The 17,288-nt window shown below is 35.2% G+C and carries 16 protein-coding genes; 1 reads left to right on the top strand and 15 read right to left on the bottom strand.

Annotated features, from left to right (window positions below; all coding sequences use genetic code 11):
- The first annotated feature begins 48 nt into the window (after positions 1 to 48).
- Positions 49 to 990, top strand: a complete 942-nt coding sequence (locus tag ACQKOG_RS13390; protein ID WP_427446949.1) for an SHOCT domain-containing protein — start codon at positions 49 to 51, stop codon at positions 988 to 990.
- A gap of 255 nt (positions 991 to 1,245) precedes the next feature.
- Here the strand turns inward: ACQKOG_RS13390 and ACQKOG_RS13385 are convergent, their stop codons facing one another.
- The 15 genes from ACQKOG_RS13385 to ACQKOG_RS13315 form a co-directional block, all read right to left on the bottom strand.
- Entirely contained in the window at positions 1,246 to 1,479 is a 234-nt protein-coding gene (locus tag ACQKOG_RS13385; protein WP_427446947.1) for a hypothetical protein, read from the bottom strand.
- Positions 1,480 to 1,561: 82 nt separating this feature from the next.
- Entirely contained in the window at positions 1,562 to 2,356 is a 795-nt protein-coding gene (locus ACQKOG_RS13380) for a hypothetical protein (RefSeq protein ID WP_427446945.1), read from the bottom strand.
- A gap of 214 nt (positions 2,357 to 2,570) precedes the next feature.
- Positions 2,571 to 2,777: a hypothetical protein gene (locus ACQKOG_RS13375; RefSeq protein ID WP_427446943.1), complete on the bottom strand. Its 207-nt coding sequence runs from the start codon at positions 2,775 to 2,777 to the stop codon at positions 2,571 to 2,573.
- 111 nt (positions 2,778 to 2,888) lie between these two features.
- A complete protein-coding gene (locus ACQKOG_RS13370) occupies positions 2,889 to 4,172 on the bottom strand; it encodes a hypothetical protein (RefSeq protein ID WP_427446941.1) in 1,284 nt (427 codons plus the stop codon).
- A 169-nt stretch (positions 4,173 to 4,341) separates the two neighbouring features.
- On the bottom strand, positions 4,342 to 5,082 hold the full coding sequence (locus ACQKOG_RS13365; protein WP_427446939.1) for an N-acetylmuramoyl-L-alanine amidase: 741 nt from the start codon (positions 5,080 to 5,082) through the stop codon (positions 4,342 to 4,344).
- Entirely contained in the window at positions 5,082 to 5,543 is a 462-nt protein-coding gene (locus ACQKOG_RS13360; RefSeq protein WP_427446937.1) for a phage holin family protein, read from the bottom strand. Before ACQKOG_RS13360 ends, ACQKOG_RS13365 begins: the two co-directional genes overlap by 1 nt.
- 116 nt (positions 5,544 to 5,659) lie before the next feature.
- Positions 5,660 to 6,328 (bottom strand): hypothetical protein, encoded by a 669-nt coding sequence (locus tag ACQKOG_RS13355; protein WP_427446935.1) that lies wholly within the window; start codon positions 6,326 to 6,328, stop codon positions 5,660 to 5,662.
- 168 nt (positions 6,329 to 6,496) lie between these two features.
- A complete protein-coding gene (locus ACQKOG_RS13350) occupies positions 6,497 to 6,685 on the bottom strand; it encodes a hypothetical protein (RefSeq protein WP_427446933.1) in 189 nt (62 codons plus the stop codon).
- Between the two features lie 30 nt (positions 6,686 to 6,715).
- Entirely contained in the window at positions 6,716 to 8,446 is a 1,731-nt protein-coding gene (locus ACQKOG_RS13345) for a phage tail protein (protein WP_427446931.1), read from the bottom strand.
- Between the two features lie 308 nt (positions 8,447 to 8,754).
- Positions 8,755 to 9,246, bottom strand: a complete 492-nt coding sequence (locus ACQKOG_RS13340; RefSeq protein WP_427446929.1) for a hypothetical protein — start codon at positions 9,244 to 9,246, stop codon at positions 8,755 to 8,757.
- Positions 9,247 to 9,542: 296 nt separating this feature from the next.
- Positions 9,543 to 9,719, bottom strand: a complete 177-nt coding sequence (locus tag ACQKOG_RS13335) for a hypothetical protein (protein ID WP_427446927.1) — start codon at positions 9,717 to 9,719, stop codon at positions 9,543 to 9,545.
- Entirely contained in the window at positions 9,719 to 10,009 is a 291-nt protein-coding gene (locus ACQKOG_RS13330; RefSeq protein WP_427446925.1) for a hypothetical protein, read from the bottom strand. The genes ACQKOG_RS13335 and ACQKOG_RS13330 overlap by 1 nt, the downstream gene beginning before the upstream one ends.
- An 18-nt stretch (positions 10,010 to 10,027) precedes the next feature.
- Positions 10,028 to 11,773, bottom strand: coding sequence for a collagen-like triple helix repeat-containing protein (locus ACQKOG_RS13325; RefSeq protein ID WP_427446923.1), 1,746 nt, complete (start codon positions 11,771 to 11,773; stop codon positions 10,028 to 10,030).
- Between the two features lie 16 nt (positions 11,774 to 11,789).
- Entirely contained in the window at positions 11,790 to 12,698 is a 909-nt protein-coding gene (locus tag ACQKOG_RS13320; RefSeq protein WP_427446921.1) for a phage tail domain-containing protein, read from the bottom strand.
- 3 nt (positions 12,699 to 12,701) lie between these two features.
- A complete protein-coding gene (locus tag ACQKOG_RS13315) occupies positions 12,702 to 17,285 on the bottom strand; it encodes a hypothetical protein (protein ID WP_427446919.1) in 4,584 nt (1,527 codons plus the stop codon).
- Positions 17,286 to 17,288 lie beyond the last annotated feature (3 nt).

Below are 17,288 nucleotides of genomic sequence, written 5' to 3'. Positions count from 1 at the left end.
GTGGTATAGTTTAAGCATGTAAATACAAATGAGAAAGGTGGCAACTCAATGCCTGTGATTGAACAAATCAAAGAGTGTTTAAACCCAGCAGGAAAATCTGTTCTTTCATTTGTAGAAGAGGATATTCAATTTCTAGCTAAATGTATAGAGGATAATGAGACAATAATATCTGCAACTACAGGATCAAAGAAATTAACATATTTTTTATACCTGCTCACTTCAAACAGATTACTCACATTAGATAAAAGTAAGAAAGATAAGACTTTAGTTTCCTACAACTTGGATGAGATCCATAATTTAATCGTTAATAGAAAAATGCTGGCCGTAGAAATTGATTTTGTTTATCAAGAGACGGATATTAGATTTAAACTGACTAATGATAACGCGACTAAGCCTTTTGCAGATGAATTAGAAAACATATTCGGCATCCCTGAAAAAGTAACCCCTCAAAAGAAAGTAAAAGGGCCAAAAGCTATTAAGCTAAACTTAACTGTCTTGAATGGTAAAGAACAGCTAAAGGAACGTGGATATAATTACGTTTTGAAACAAACTAAACCTGGTTTTATAGATATTGTGATTGACAGTAAAGAGCCTGAAACTTTCGAGTTAATTAAATGGGAACGCGTTGAAAACATCCAAAAGAGTGCTTTTGATATTGCAGGATGGTCAATAATTGGAAGTAAAATCGGTAATGCTGGAGCTATTGCAGGAGCTATGGGCGCTAATATCGGGAAAGATAAATCTGTAGCAACTCTTTTCCTTAAACGAGAAAATGGAGATAAAGTACCTTTAATAATTAAGTGCGATAAGAAAGCCCTCGAAAAACTTTCACTTTTCATTGTTTCTGAAGATGCAGAAGAAACTCAACCAGTAGTACAAAATCAAATTAGCGCAGCTGATGAAATTCTAAAATTCAAGCAGTTACTTGATGAAGGAATTCTTACTCAAGAGGAATTTGATACTAAAAAGAAACAGTTATTAGGTATTTAAAATTTAAGACCACTCAACTGAGTGGTCTCTCTTCTTATATAAAACTGTTTATCGCTTCTTTTGTCTCTATGGAATATGACTCTTCTTCTCGTATTATTGGTTCATTTTTGTCTATCTTTATCTCACTACCTGAACCCCGTTTCATATCTTCTTCAATCAGTCTCTTCACATGTTTACTAAAATTTCGTGGTTTTTCAGTTAGAGGATTGATTTGCTCAGCATGATTCAATAGAGATGTTCCAGAGACTTTAATATTTATTGTTTTCTTCTACTTAAAAACCAGAATACTATTGTTAATATTAGGAGAACAATTGGTGTTAGTCCGATGTATTTCCAAGCATTTACTGCTCCTGAAAAATAATATGCAATTGGTAAAAAAGTAATTGTACTGAGAAGCATATAAACCCAAGAACGCTTAACTATTGCTAATATCAATGTTAGAATTGAGACAAAAAATGAAGCACTCCAAAGCAATATCATTCCATCCATCAAGCTTCCTCCTTTCTCTATCTAAAAATCAAAGAAACTAAACTTCTGTGTCAGAAATTAGTTTCTTTGATTTTATATTACATTAATATGTTTTCAATTTGAAAGAAAGGAGTGAACTTCCTTCTCCTGACGCACCTTTTTCAGCCGTTACGTCTGCATACCCGTCATTATATCCTCGAATATTTACTCTATGCCATACATCTGTTCTTTTATCATTAGAACCGAAATCTGTATTGTAGTAAGAGTGATAAGAGCTTGAATTAATGTATTTTCCTCCATCTACGTATCCTTCATACTCATTTTTAACAATATACCAATGAGTACCTAATGATGATGGATTAGCAGCCCATGCAGTTGCGTTTCGGCTTACTTTCCAAGCATCAGTATCATTTCCTCCCCAAGTTAATTCATGTCTTGATTGAGTTAATGCTACTAAAACAGGATCATTAGTTGTGTATGTAGCACCAATTGTATAATTATAATTTGTCAGTGGAGATATGATTGGAGCTTGAGAAAAATCTAAAGATTCCTTAACTTCGTATTCATTTGTCGCAGGATTAATAGAAATATCATATGATTTACCTTTATCTGCTTGGCTTACTCTCAATGTTGTAACTGCAACTTCTTCACCTTTTTCATTGGTATATAAATATGCTTCTTTTAAAGTTGTCGAAGTATTTCTTGAAGCTTTTAGAGTATGAGCATTAGCTGGTTTAATATAATCCGAAGGCTGATCCAAGTATCCTGTTTCTTCTGCTTCAACTTCACCATCAAACTTTGAATTAAGTGAATTTTCTTGTGCAAAAGCTCCGTTAATTGGAAGAAGCATCAATAGAGCAAGTAGTGCAAAACTGAAAAGAACTTTTATCTTTTTCATAATTAAATTTCCCCTTTAATTTTTATTAAAACAAATGAAACATTATTTTCTTCTCACCTCCTTCGTAATTAATTCCACTTGACTTTCAAGATATAATTTATATCCCAAAAATATTATAGTATTCCAATAAGTGTAAAATCAATATCATTTGTTAAAATCAGTTATATTTATCCATTATATCAATTTAGTTACGATCTAAAGGATAGAGAAAGGCTTATTCTTTACTATTGAGGACAAGTCCGAAAGACCCCAAAGTATATAGACGGGATAATAATAAAGGTACACTTTGCTTGCCTCGTGAAACAAAATGCTTGGTCTTAATGACTTTTATGCGACTTTTAGTTATTGCACCTGTCTTATATACATACATCATGCTCATTAATTGATTACGTTGCATTGTATTTATTAATTGTTCTATCATAGAGTTCCCTCCTAAAACAAAAACAGAACGTCTGTTCGCATTCGTTTTACGAACAAACATTCTGTTTACAAGTGGTATATTTAATTAATAAGCCTTATGCTTTTTCATTAATTAACAATCATTCTGTTTAAAGTATTGTGGGATTTCTACATCATATAATTTAGCCGCCTTCAAGTAATCAGAATATAGCTCCGGTTGTTCATCAAATAAAGCTAGTAACACTTTTCCTAACTGGTTAGGATAATGTTCCCGTGAAAATTCAGTGTATAAAGCTCTTACTACATTTTCATTAAAATTATATTCTACTAGATAACAACAAATTAAATATTTGTTCTCCCTAGCCCAATTAAATTTATTAATTTTCGGAAACTGCGAAAAAGCAATATCTCCTAAATTTTTGATAAAACCCTTGTCATTTAAAATTTGAAGGTCAATTCTTCTTTCATCTGAAAAAGTGAAATAGTTGTCACTTAGATTTTCAGAAACACTCATTACAAACTCGTTCAACTGCTCTTCTGGAATTAATTCAAACTGCAACATCTTTGCAATAATTGCGTAGTGAGATGAATAACCTTTTAATTTTGATTTCCAAATCAATCTAATTAAATCAGGATCATTTTTAAATTCGTAAATTAATGATGGTTTAACATTTAATAAGTTTACCAGTAATTGCAAATTATCTTTCATAAAATTTTTCAACTCAGTTAAATATTCTTTAGGCAGTTGATCAAATAGAGTAAGATAAAATGCTTGAACGTCCGGATCGTTGTATGCAAACGTCCTTTTTACACATAGGTATTCATTTAATTGCGTTAAAAATTCATTAAACTCTTGTGAGCTTAATGAATTTGGAATTTGAGAAATTACATTATCAGGTTTTGTTCCACTAGGAGTTACAAGAGTATCGAAATGCTTTTTTACTTTATCTTTTATGAATGTAAAACTACCGTTCACATTAAACTTCACTAAATTCGATTCTATAAAAAACCAAAAACTTTCCACATGTGAATCTTTAATAGTATTCCCTTTTCCATGTGCACAATCATTTCTCCTATTTTTCCAATACAAATATTGTTCTTTTACGTCAGTTGAAATAGAAAAAATAGTAAAAGGCTTTTGCATACTAATACAAGTGATAACTTGTGCATCTGATTGATCCTCATCGCGGAGTTTTCCTTGAATCTCATCCCACTTACTTTGAAATTGTATTGCATTATGTGGTAGATCAGCCCTTAAAACACGCTCTCTAATAATATTTTGAAAACCCAAAAAAGAGAATAGTAGAGCCCCTTTATAAGCAGTTGCGCGATAACATAGTATGGCCTCTTCAAATAAATCTAAAGAACGTTCAGAGAAGTTTTGATTGTGAATCCAATCTTGAAAATATATTCGCATAAAAGTACCATCCTTTTAAATATTAATATATTAAATACTAACATTTAAAAGTTTATTAGTGTGGACTAATTTAGTAATAATTTGAAAAGTCTAGTTACTAAGCCTCATAACAAACACACAAAAAATAAGCCCAGGCTCGAAATTAATAATTGAGTGCCTGGGCTTTAAATCATTCACCTACAACATACGTAACTTGTGCTAATTTAGCTGTTCTAATCTTATTTGCTCCAGCCTGTGCTGCTGCCATACCTACAAAAGTACCCGTTTTAACACGCCACAACTTACCATCCTGCTCAATGTAACAAATCCAACCAAATCGATGTTTTAATACATCGAGTACATTTTCAACAGCTTGTCTTGTAGAGAAAGTACCGGTAAGCACACGGTATCTTTTGTTATCGGTAGAGGGCTTAGGAACTTGTGTAGAACCAGCATTCTGAATCATCTTCAAGAACTCATTCCAGGGTATGTTACCGGAACGGATCTCTCGAGGGCAGTTCTTACCACTATAATAATTGTGCTGAACTACATCATTGATAGTAAGCTTCTCATCTTTCAATATTTTAGCGATAAGTGCTGCAGCATTCTGAAGAGTTTTCTTATAATCGCCATCAGGATTCACGCAAGTCTCAACATGGATACCTTCCTGATTTCCTTTGTCAGTACCTGCAGCCCAGCAAGCCCAGACATGATTAAATGATTGAACTGCTTCTTTACTGTCAACTGTCCAATGCCATGAAGCAGAACGACTATTACCGTTATACTGCAAACGGCCATGTGCATCGGCGTCTGCACCTGTTCGGTAGTTATCCGTCCCATGGACTACTACCTTCTTGCGTTTGTTGATCTTACCATAAGTCACTTTTTTGGCTTGAGCTTCTGATACTAATTTTTGTCGAATTGTAACCATTATTGAGCACCGTCCTTTTTATTTTCTAATTCTTTTTCAACGTTTTTACCTACCAATTCATCAAGTACTTCACTAGTTAATCGTTCTTCAGATTGAGTCTCGATAACCTTTAACTTTTCAGCCAACTGTTGAGGTACTAATACTCCTAGTTGCGCCATGTTTTCAATGATGCTCAAAGCTTCATTTGCGATATAAAAAAGTACTGTCGCAAATGTGAGTGTGCCACTCAACGACAGTACTTGATCAATTATATTTGCTGTGATTATAACGATTAAAACTAGTAACTTACGAGCGTAGCCAAACAGTGATTTACGGCTCCATAGGTTACCGTTTTTAATAGCCTTAAAGATTCCTGTTAAAATATCTAATCCCATTAACAAAAGTAATAGGTGTAAAAATTTCACACCACCAAATAAATATAAATGTGCTACTTCTAAATAATCCAAATTTAAACCTCCCATACTGTACACTCCTTTATTCTTGCATAATAAAAAGCCATGAAAGCAATCAAGAATCAGTAACATATACCGTTACTAGTCTCGATTACTCTCATAGCTCATGACACTCGCATCTCAAATTACTCCATCATATATTCTATAATTGGAATCTTGTCAAAAGTGATTTCTATATCATTATCAATCATATATTTTTTTAATTCTTCGAATAATTGCACATACTCAAGAATACCTTCTGTCAAGACTATTCCAGAAACACCACCCCCTTCATCTACAGATAATGAATAAAAATATCGCTGTTCTTCTAACGCTTCATTATAGTCAGAATATTTTATTTTATCCAATATCATTAACAAATCAAAATCTACGTTAGGTAGTATATTAACTTGATCAACTAATCTATTACAATTGGCTAAAAATGAGAGTAAATATTCTATTACCTTATCGTCTCGCCAATCATCAAAGAAATATTTAGAATTTCTATCATTGAATAAATCAATCTCGGAGAGCAATTCTTCTAAGTCTTCCTTTGAAAGGGAAACTATTTTACTAATAGTAATATTACTCTTAGGAGATAAAATTAATAATCCTATCAATGGAGCAATCATGTTTAATAGTATTTTATTTAAAGGCTTAGATAAGCGTAACTTCAAAATATCTTGCTTTTCCTTATTCGGTAACCAAATATCTAGTAAATAAAACAAAAACGCTGCAACGAAGCTAGTTGATAACGTAAATAGTAAAACTCCCGTTTCTTCACCATACTCCCAAAATTCAGGAACGTCGACCAAGATATAATTCACAAGAATAATACATATTATTGAGGTTGCTAATAAATACAGAAGATATTTATTAATGATAATTCTCTCCCTTTATGTCTAATTTATAAAAATCTCTTACTTATTTCGACAAAAGGAAAGGATTACCTCCTATATTAGACAATAAAAATAACGCTAAGCTTATGCTTGCATTTCTGTACTTTCAACAGGTATTACACTTACGATAATGTGCTTATTAATGATTGCCCCACCAATATTCACAAAGTTAATTTTTTGTTCATTTAATGTTGCTGTAAACGTTGCTACATCAAATTCGGCATTTTTTAAATTAATTGCCTGGCCGTTGTTTAGTTGTACTTGATAATCCATACTTATCAATCTCCATTTCTTATATTTGTTTTAACTCATTGTTAGATACCCAATATCTGAACCGTTTTTTCTAACGACTAAAGTTTTAGGATTGTTAGTGCTTTGGAAGAGACTAATTCCACCACCGTTATTGAGACCTATTACATTGGCATGAGAAAAATCTACGTTACCCCAAAAAGTAGTTTTGGATGCTTGTATGTCTAAATCATTCCATAAATCAATTGCAAGACCGCCATATCCATCAGAAGTTATAGTTGTCATATCAGCAAATCTTATTACATTTTGACCACCGCCTTGGAAAGTTAAGTTTCTGCCTATCCAAACATCCCTGGAAACATTAATATCTGTAGAACCACTAATACTACCGTTGACCACCACAGCCCCGTTTAAGTTGATTCTTTGGGCATCTATGGTATACGACCATGCATCTTGATTTATCTTTGAAACTATTGTATCCCCGTTATAATCCGTCACTGATACCTTCTGAGTAATCTGATGCGCTTGCTGTGTAATCGTTGATTCAGCGTTTGCTACTCTTGTATCCATCCCGTGAAGCTGTGCACCTTGAGAACTTACAGTAGATTGGATTTGATCAGCTCGAATATTAATAGCTGCCATTTCATTTGTGATACGGTTATTAACTGAAAAGTTGATACTATCAGCCTTCACATCAATCTTAGCAATTGATTTATTTAACTGTTCAACTTCAATCGTTATACGGTTATCCGTTTGAGTAATAGCTGACCTAAATTCCTTTTTACTTTCATCAATTACTTCTTTTAACTCCTCTTCTATCTCAACAAGTTCTTCTTCTGAATCAAGCTCATTATCAGTCATTGAACGTGGTAACGAGTTTCCTAGCAGTACTTCAATTGTCTTTAAGTCATCTGCAATTTCGTCAATTACACAAGTACGCTTAAGTATACGAGTCTGGAGCTCTAACCCATCAATCGGCTCATAAATCAGCCAGACCTTTTCGCCTAACTGCTTATTTAACAAATCTAACGTATCTAGTTCAATGCTTACTTCCGGATAATCGATAAGCGAATCCTTGGCTTTTTTCAATAGGTTATCAGGATTTGTGAAACGTTCATCACTTATTGGATCAGTAACACGGATTCCCCATATCGTGTGATTTGGAGAGGTATAAGTGACTGTTAAATCTTCTTTGCCTGTAGCCGTTACTTTGGTGCGAAGATGTGTCGTATCGATTTTTCGACTAAGAGTCTTAATGTTATGGCCATATCGATACTGAGCACCGTTATCAGGTCCAAGCGACTTACTAAAATGCACTCGCTTATTTGGTAGAATTTCGAACTCGCAGTCGAAAGCATTACACACTTGATTGATACACTGGACAATGTTTTTAGAACCAAACTTATCGATGGTCGCTATCTCATTGAAGTCACATGTTACAACCCATCCTGTACCAGTAAACAGGTAGTTAACAAACTCTTGACTTGAGTGAGTGCCTCCAAAGGTTTTATCTTTAAACTGATAAGCTAGGTCAAAGAAAGTCGAGATAGCAAGGATTGTTTTACGCCCTGGCTTGTCATCGATTATCTGCTTCACTCGAAAATCATAGTTTGCTGCAGTGACAATCGTTTCTTCTTGAAGAAGGTTAAACCCTACCTCGTTGTTTGTTTTATTGACTGTAAATTCAAGTGTTGTATTGCCTAACGTATCCTGTTCAAAGATTGGTGCAGATGTCGTAAAAAACGGCTCTGTGCGATTGCCAGCATAGTTTGTAACGATTAGCATTCCTTATCACCAACTAACTTAATTTTTGGTGCAGTGATTTTGATGCAATGTCCGTAATCAATAACTTTTGTTTTACCAAACTTAGTAGTAATTTTCATTTGATCACATCCCTTCAAGCAAAAGAAAAAGCATCCTCAAAGTGAGGACACTTCATTAAATATTTGATATTATAATTTTCACGACTTACTGAACAATGTGGAACAATTGTGCCAATAGATGCACTTATTCTTGAAATCTATATTTTCATTTATAGACTTCATTTTTGCATAATAAAAGCCAACCACAGATAACTGCGGAAGGCTGGCGATTTAATTTTGTTTCAAAAAATTCTCTCTATACATACTTAAATGTCTTTTAATGATATTAATCAATTTAATGTACATATGCGCTAATCTTTCAGAATTTTCATCAGAAAGCTCTTCTTCGAAATTACACAATTCAATAAGCTCATCCATATCGGAAACTTGGTCAGCAACATCTTGATGTAATTGATGAAATTTTTCAAACAACAATGGTCTTATCTTCTTTGTGTATTCCCCTAGCCTTATTTCTGTCTGGTGACCACTGTTAAATTCAATAACATGGAGAGAACCATCCATCTCTAAAACTTTACTGTAAATTTCCATCGTTTCGTTTACTTGTAAGTTACGTGCTTTAATCTTGTCCCACTTAATTTGCTTTGAAATTATATTTTTTTGGGTTCTACTTGAAATATTAGCCCCAAGAAAGGCTCCGATTATAGTCCCAAGCGGAACCATTATAGCTGTGAAATATTTATCAAAAAAACTCCAAAAGTCCAAGTAACATCTCCTCCTCAACTACCAATAAGTTTACAGAAAGAAGAACTATCTATCAAATGCTTTACCAATAAAATAACTTACTTTTTTATAGCAAATTTTTAATTATTCTTATCCATCCAAATATAGAAGTCCATAAAATAATACTTATAATTAAGCCATTAAAGACACCGATGAAAAACCTATTTTCCACATTTACCACTCCTTATTGTTTAAAGGATTGGTAATTAGAAAAGTTATTAAACATCTTCTGTAGCTGTTAAGATATAAATCCTCAACAGTAGCATGATATGGAACGATTATTCTTTTGCAAGTACAGCAATTTCACGTTCTGCGATTTCTAATACTACATATGGTTGTAGCTCTGTAGGTTTAACTTCTTTAACTTTCCGTACTTCTCCAATAACTGTTGTTGCATAAGCTTTCACAAGTCGTTTTTGTACCTGTGTCAATCCTTCTAAGTGTTTATCACTCATTATATAACCTCCATTTCTCTTAACATTGTAATCATTTTTATTTCTAGTTCAGCATCAACAATTTCAGGAGGAGAAGGTTTTAATGATTCTAGTAATTGCTGAGATTCACGTTCTGCTTTTTCTTCCTCAGTTTCACCTTCAACCCATTCTTTACCTGACCATTTTGGACGATAAAATAATAATGGCTGCGGTAGCTGTTCAGTGATACATCCATCTGGTACTATTATGTCACCATCAATTACATAATTATTAATGATATATCCTTCACTATCTATTTCGTATGCATACATTACACAACCTCCTTCTGTTTAAGTAGTTCTATATGACATTTCAATAAGAATATTACCTCCATCTTCTACATAATTGGCATTTAACCGACCATCCAAAGATAGGTCGACAAATGTTATTGATGCAGGGCCTTTTTGAACACCATGCTCTAAATTCATAGTTGGTCTATATCCAACTGGCATTATTGTAATTAATGGAGTACCGCCTCTTCTATCGACTCTACCATATATGTGAACAACTCCAAAAGGATCTTTGTAATATGTTAGAGAATTATTTGGACGCACACTCCAACCAGTCTCTAATACAGCATTTATAGGCTTAGGCAGACTAAGTTTAAAAATTGGTTGCTGAATTGGATAGTCTGTAGTGCTTACAACCGTATCAATCTTATACGGTGCATTTACAGTTATACTGTTTGATACAGTTCCTGCAGCCACTCCTCCTGCTTGCTTAACAGTTAAGTCAATAGTTATTTGATTACTATACTTTCTTTTAACTATAGAAATAACGAACACCCGAGCAATATCAGCTTTCTGTATACTTGATATATAAAATTCATTTGCAAAGGTTGGTGGCATTGATAAAATGGTCATGTCATTATATGCAATTGCACCTTCAGCAGTAAGACATAAATTGTACATAATTTTAGCCGTACCTGAGGCATTGCTATTGCCGTAAGTACTCGTCACATTTAATTCTAAAGAGCCAGCAAAAGATGAACTATAGGGAATATGAATCTCTACAACTTCTGATCTATCATTATAATTAAAATTAATTTGGTTGTATGCTTCACTCGCAGTAACGTGACCTAGATTGCTTTTTCTATTGACAGTATTTAAAGTATTGGCTTTCAACGTTTTGCCTAACTCAGTATCCATTTCAGCCAAATGTTCAGTAACTTCAGTTTGTATTCCTTCGACTTTTTGATTGATTTCTGTTAAATCTGCGTCTTCTCCTGGTGGTCCTTGTTCACCTTGTGGTCCCGCTGGCCCTTGAGGTCCTTCAGGGCCTCGAATTGGACCAACATTCTTCCAAGTACTCGTGTTATCTTGCCATACATAAAGATCACCATGTATCATGTATGCATCACCAGGTGCCCCAGTAGTCGGTAATTCGCTTTCACTCGTTAACTCACCGATTATATTAACACCAGTTCCGTCTTTACCATCTCTCCCCGGTAATCCTCTTAATCCTTCAGGCCCACGAGCACCTTGTTCAGCAAATATAGACCAATAAGCATTTGACTGAGCAGGTAAAGTAGGTGGTGGTTTTCCTATATTGTCTTGTAGCGCAATGAAAGATGAACCATTATAAAAAACTATATTGTTTTTATAAAACTGAGTTGCATCATTCCAAGTACCTCGGTGTCCCATATTTTTAATGAGCGATTGCATTGTATTAATAGCTGTTTGAGCTTGTGCTGTTGCATCTAAAGCACCTTGTTTAGCAGTATTAGCTTCGGATGTAGCAGTATTTGCGTTTGAGATAGCCTTATTCATGTCTACGAGTGTTTGTGAGACTGTATCAAGAGCTGTTTGTAAGGCTTTGTCATTTGCGTCAATGGCATCTTGTACGGCTACATTCGCATTGTCTATAGCGTCATTTAATCGCTGTATCAACTCATCGACTTCCGCGCCACCAGCTAATACCTTAATTTGTTGCTGTAGATAAGAATACCCCGACATAATCCGTTGCCAATTCTCATTGATCTTTAACCTTTCAGCATTGCTAATCGGGTTTTCTGTATTATGCAATTCTAATGCCAATTCCTTCACATCCTTTCTATTTGTACAGGAATCTAAAATCAAATTCGATCGATTGAATGGTACCGCCTGTTACAGTAAAGATATTGTTTCCTGGCGCAAGCGTTAATAGCTTTTTATTGGTATTCAAAATGGCATTCACTCCATTTTTATAAGAGTAAATGCCATTCAAAATTAATGTATCTGAAGCTGATAAAGTACCATTAAACCGAAATACTTCGCCTGTAGTTACATTCTTTATTTCTAAGTAACTTGAGGTTGTTGCCTTAATAGTTATTTTCAATTCGCTTTCACGTGGATCAACCTTCACATTTCCGAAATTCTTTAAAGTGAAAGAATTAGATGTAAATCTGTACTGTAAATCATCATCCCAAGTTAACCCTTGATTCCATTCCCATTTGTTAATGTCCCACAACTTTAATTCTTTTAAGGTCGATGAGCTCTCAGCATACGGAAGTAGGTAAGTTTCAAGTTCGACTGTAAATTTCCCTGTGAGACCTTTCTGTTCGATTTCAGACATGTCACTATTAACAACCATGTATCTTTTGCCATGTAAAAAAGCAACCTCACCAGGCATAAAATCGAGCTCTCTGCCCCATTCTTTGCCTGGTAGTTCAAACTCGTACATAGTGGATTGCTTTGTTGGTATGGCTTTATACAAATAATACGGATCTAAATCTGTAAACAAATCAAATGCTCTACCTTCGAGTGTTTCAAAATCTGAATGGTCTTTTGCGATAAATATAAGATGCAGCTGTATTCTGCGAGTACCATGTTTGATTAGTTCATTGATAGTTCCAGCCCGTCTTTCGACATCAGCTACATCACGTTTAATATCGATAGGGGAAACTTTAATGTCCTGCGTAACGAAACGCTCATGAGACAAAATAATTTCTTCTCCATTTACTTTTACTAACTTCGCATCCATTCTCTACACTCCTCTCATAGAACGTTTTAAATCTGTTTTTCTTGCAGTGTTTTCATCTACATAGTTTGTTAACAGTCGACCATCAAGCTCCAATGATAAATCTTTATCAGCAATGATTTTTAGTAGTTGAAGTACTTTATCAAACATTGATAAGTCCAGTACTGATTCATTTGTAATACTTGTGTCTTGAGCACTGCTAATAGCGCTTCTTACAGACAATCCATCTGTTAAAACACTTAAATCCGATTGTGCAGCATCAGCTAAACTTGCAGCTGCTTGTGCTGCATCAGCACGCATACTAGCAATACCATTTGTAAAACCTTGTCCAAAATAAGTTCCTAGCTTATCAGCGACACGAGAAGGTGAATGGATAGCAAGAGTTTTACGGATAGTTTGTTCAATCTCTTTAGCCATCCCCTGCACTTCCGATAACATCCCAGGTATTTCTGATTTCATACCGTTACGTAACCCTTGGATAACGTTTGAACCGATATTATACATTGATGAAGACATTGCATTAAACTCGCCTGTAGTACCTGTTTTAATAGCTTTGATTTGATTCAGCCACTCGTCTTTATATGATTCTAGTTGTTTCTTGGTATCATTCTTAAGTGCATCAATCTGTTTGTTAGTATCCTCTCTTAAATCCACTAATTCAGCTTGTGCTTGGCTTCTTGCAAGGGCTGTTTTCGTTTTCCAGATGTCATTGTAATAATTTAGTTCCGTAGCTGTCATACTGTTTAATGCTTCAATCTCAGCGTACGCACTTGGCCCCATTGCTTGTAATTCAGCAAGTAACCCTTTATCAATACCTTTTCCAGCAAGTTCTTGCATGTTTCGTGACCAGTTCGCCATTACACTTACTTGATCTTGTAAGTTTTTAATGAGTTGCTGACTAGTCACTTCAGCTTTTTCGCCAATCTCATCAAACAGGTTTTTGAATGAATAAATACTGTTAGCTCGGTTATTGACAGCATCCTCATAGGCTTTTTCAAGCTCTTTAATACCGTCAATTTCTTTTTGTTGAGTCTCTTTAATTTTTGTGATGTACTCATCGTTAAGAGAAGTTAGCTTTTCGTGGATGGCCTGTTTAGTTTCAGCAATCTTATCCTCATAGTAGATACGCTCTTGGCTACCAACTTTATACTGTTGTAAGTATTTTTGATAAGCCGCAAGCTCTTGAGTAAGAGACATTTGATTATATTTCTTCTTACGATCGATATAATCTTTCTCTTTATCAAACTTCTCTTGTGTGAGCTCAGCCATGGCTTTGTTGTAATTGATTTGAGCTTCAATACGTTCGTCCGTGCCTTCCTTGAACGCTGTAGCAGCATATTTCCAATACTCAGCCTGTTGTTTCGTAGACCACTTTTCCAAACCAATTTGCTTGTCAGCGAAGTCTTTCAGCGCATCGAATGTTTCTTTCTGAGAAGCTATTTTGATCTTATCAATTGCTTTAGCTTCATCTTTTGCTATTTTCTCTCTGCTTGCCTTGGCATCCTCTTGGATTTTAGTTATTTGACGCTGTTGCTCTGCTGTAAGCTTTTTATTTTTATCAGCTGCTTTAGCCTTTATTTCTTTGATTTTGGCATCTGCTTTTTTCGTAGCTTCGGCACGTTTTGCTTCATAATCTTTCTGGATGGCCAGGATTTCTTTACTGTTATCTTTAGCTGCGTTACTAACAATTCTTTGAGTCTGCTGAATCATATCTTTAGTGATTGATAGATTTTGACTAAAATCAGGAATAGCGCTTCTTACCATCATGTTTGTAGCTTTTTGAACTACATTCGTTGTACTTTCAATCCCTTTGGCTAAACCGATCGGAATCCATTTAGCAATGGCGATCATGACACGTGAAGGTGAATGGATACCTAAAGCTGACTTAACCCAAGAAGGAATTAAATCTGTTAAATTACTTAATGCCGACGCTACAGCACCAAATGAATCTGTAATCCCTTTGATTAAGCCATTAATGATGTCTTTACCAATCTGTATTAGCTTAATATTTTCTAAGAATGATTTAGCTGCATTCCAACCTGTTTCGATTACTGTTTTAACACCATTCATTGCGGTTTCGACAACAGTTTTGATGCCATTCCAAATAGTGCTAACAACCGTTTTAATACCATTTAGAACTGAGGAAACAACTGATTTAATTGCATTCCAAATGGAAGAGACAACGCTCTTGATACCGTTAAGAACGCTTGAAATTACGCTTTTAATTGCATTCCAGGCTGACGAAACTGTGCTCTTAATATTGTTTAAAACAGAGGAAATAACACTCTTAATACCATTCCAAATCGTCGAGACAACAGACTTGATAGCATTTAGAACTGTTGTGATAACCGATTTAATGCCATTCCAAACTGTTGAGATTGTGGACTTTATAGCATTCGAAACGTTTTGAATCGTTGATTTTATTCCGTTAAAAATGGTTGTTACAACGGTTTTAATCGCATTTAGTGTATTAGTGAAAATACCTTTAATTACATTCCAAACAGTTTGTAAAAGTGTTTTAGCTGTACTACCAAACGCTTTTAATGGGCCAAGTAATTTACCAACAAAATAAAGATTAATTACACCCCAAAGGGCTTGCACTGCTCCACTCAAAATCTGTTTAATTCCGTCCCAGACACCTTGCCAATCTCCTTGGAATAAAGAAGAAAACGTTTTGATGATTCCGAGAATAATATCAATTGCACCTTGAATTACATTTTTGATTGCACCCCAAGTGGAAACAATTAAAGCTTGAACAACAGGCCATATAAATTGCATGATAGAACCGATTGCTGACATTACGGTTGTAACTACTGTGCCTATAGCATTCCAAATAGTCGATGCAGTCGCCATAATGCTTGCTTGATTTTCATTCCAAAATGAAGTGATTTGTGTCCAAACTGACGTAATCAAGTTACCAACAGCTGTTACTGCTATAGAAATTGCTGTTTTGATGGCTTCCCATACCGTTTGTACTTGGGCTCTGAAAGTTTCATTAGTTTGATACAGACCAACAAAAATTGCCGTTAAAGCTACTATAGCCGCTATAACTAGACCGATTGGACTCGTTATAAAACCGAACGCCGCTCCTAGCTTTGGCAATACTGACATTGCTAACCTACCAACTGTCGCACTAAAGTTAGTAAATAAAGGTGTAACAGTCTTAAAGGATTTACCTAGAATACCTACTAGCTTTCCGCCTATACCTTTAAATAAAGTACTAAAAGCGATAAGGTTAGGTACGATTGCAAGTAAAGCTCCACCAAATGAAATAAACCCAGCTATCAAGACACCAATCGCTCGATTTCCTTCCATCGCTGAGTTGACAAATTCTAATACTTTATTTGCAACCTCGATAATTTTAGCTCCTAAAGGGGCCATACCAATACCGAGGTTAACTAAAAACTGCGTTAGATTACCGATTAGTTGTAAAACGCTAGGTGCTGTTTGATGTACATAATCAAGGAATTGTTGGAAGCCTTGGTTTTGACTAAGAGTAGCTGACCACTCTTTGAATCGTGCCATCATGGCTACAAGCCCGTCCATCATGTCTGAAGATGATCCGGCAAATGCACTAAAGAAGTAAATAACCCCCGCAGTTGCATCGCGGAATATAGCTCGAATCTTCGGCATGTTAGTGTTCACGTAATCCATGAACGCTTGGAATTTCGCACTACCACTTAGTCCATTTGCCCATTCAGCAAAACGAGCTGTCATTTCCTCAAAGCCTTTTGCTGTACTTGCACTTAATGGAGCGAAGGCTGTAAGCATTGATAACAACCCTTTAAATACGTTCCCAACAGACCTTGAAACTGTCTCTAACATCGGTGCACCAGAAGTATTAAGATATTCTAAAAACTTCTGTATAGGTGGTGTGCCTATAGCCGTATTAAGTTGATCCATCAGATTAGCAACAGCTTGTGCACTAGATATAAATAGAGGCCTTAACTTATTGAGTATGGTGTCAGTCGCTTTCATCCCACTCGTAAATGCTTGCAAGACCGGTTTTTCTGTCTCTTTTACAAGTGATTGATATGTGGTCTTTACAGCCTCAAATGAATTTTTAGCTTGCTGTTGTACAGCGTTGAGCTTTGCTTCTTCATCAAAAAGCTTTGAAATCGTAGGAATCGCTACAGCAGCAAAAACCGTAGCAGCTGCACCAGCACTAACAAATGCTCCAGCTAATGCAAATGTAGAGCCAGCGACAACACCTATCATCGGACCTAAATTCGCAATAGCTACAGCGACATTAGCTAATATAGGTGACAATGCCGGGAAAACGGTCATCATTGTACCCATTACGGTGTGTTGCATCAGCTCGCCGAATGCACGGATATTTACTGCAATCCGTTGAATTTTTCTTTGGAAATCTTCAATACGAGCCTCTATTTTAATAACAACTTTTTCTCGAGAGAGTGCTAGCATTTTTGCCTTTACTTCAGCAGTTTTACGCTTGAACTGAGCAACATCTGCACCGATGTCCACTCGAACATCATTTGCTGATTTTTTGATAGTGCTTTGTACTTGTTTCATCTTTGCCATGAACTCTGTAATTCTAGCGCCTATTTTAGCCGTAAAGTTTCCATTCATTTA

Source organism: Lysinibacillus sp. NPDC093216 (assembly GCF_050280325.1).
In the GTDB taxonomy this organism is placed as follows: domain Bacteria; phylum Bacillota; class Bacilli; order Bacillales_A; family Planococcaceae; genus Lysinibacillus.
This window is presented reverse-complemented; position numbering and strand designations above follow the sequence as displayed.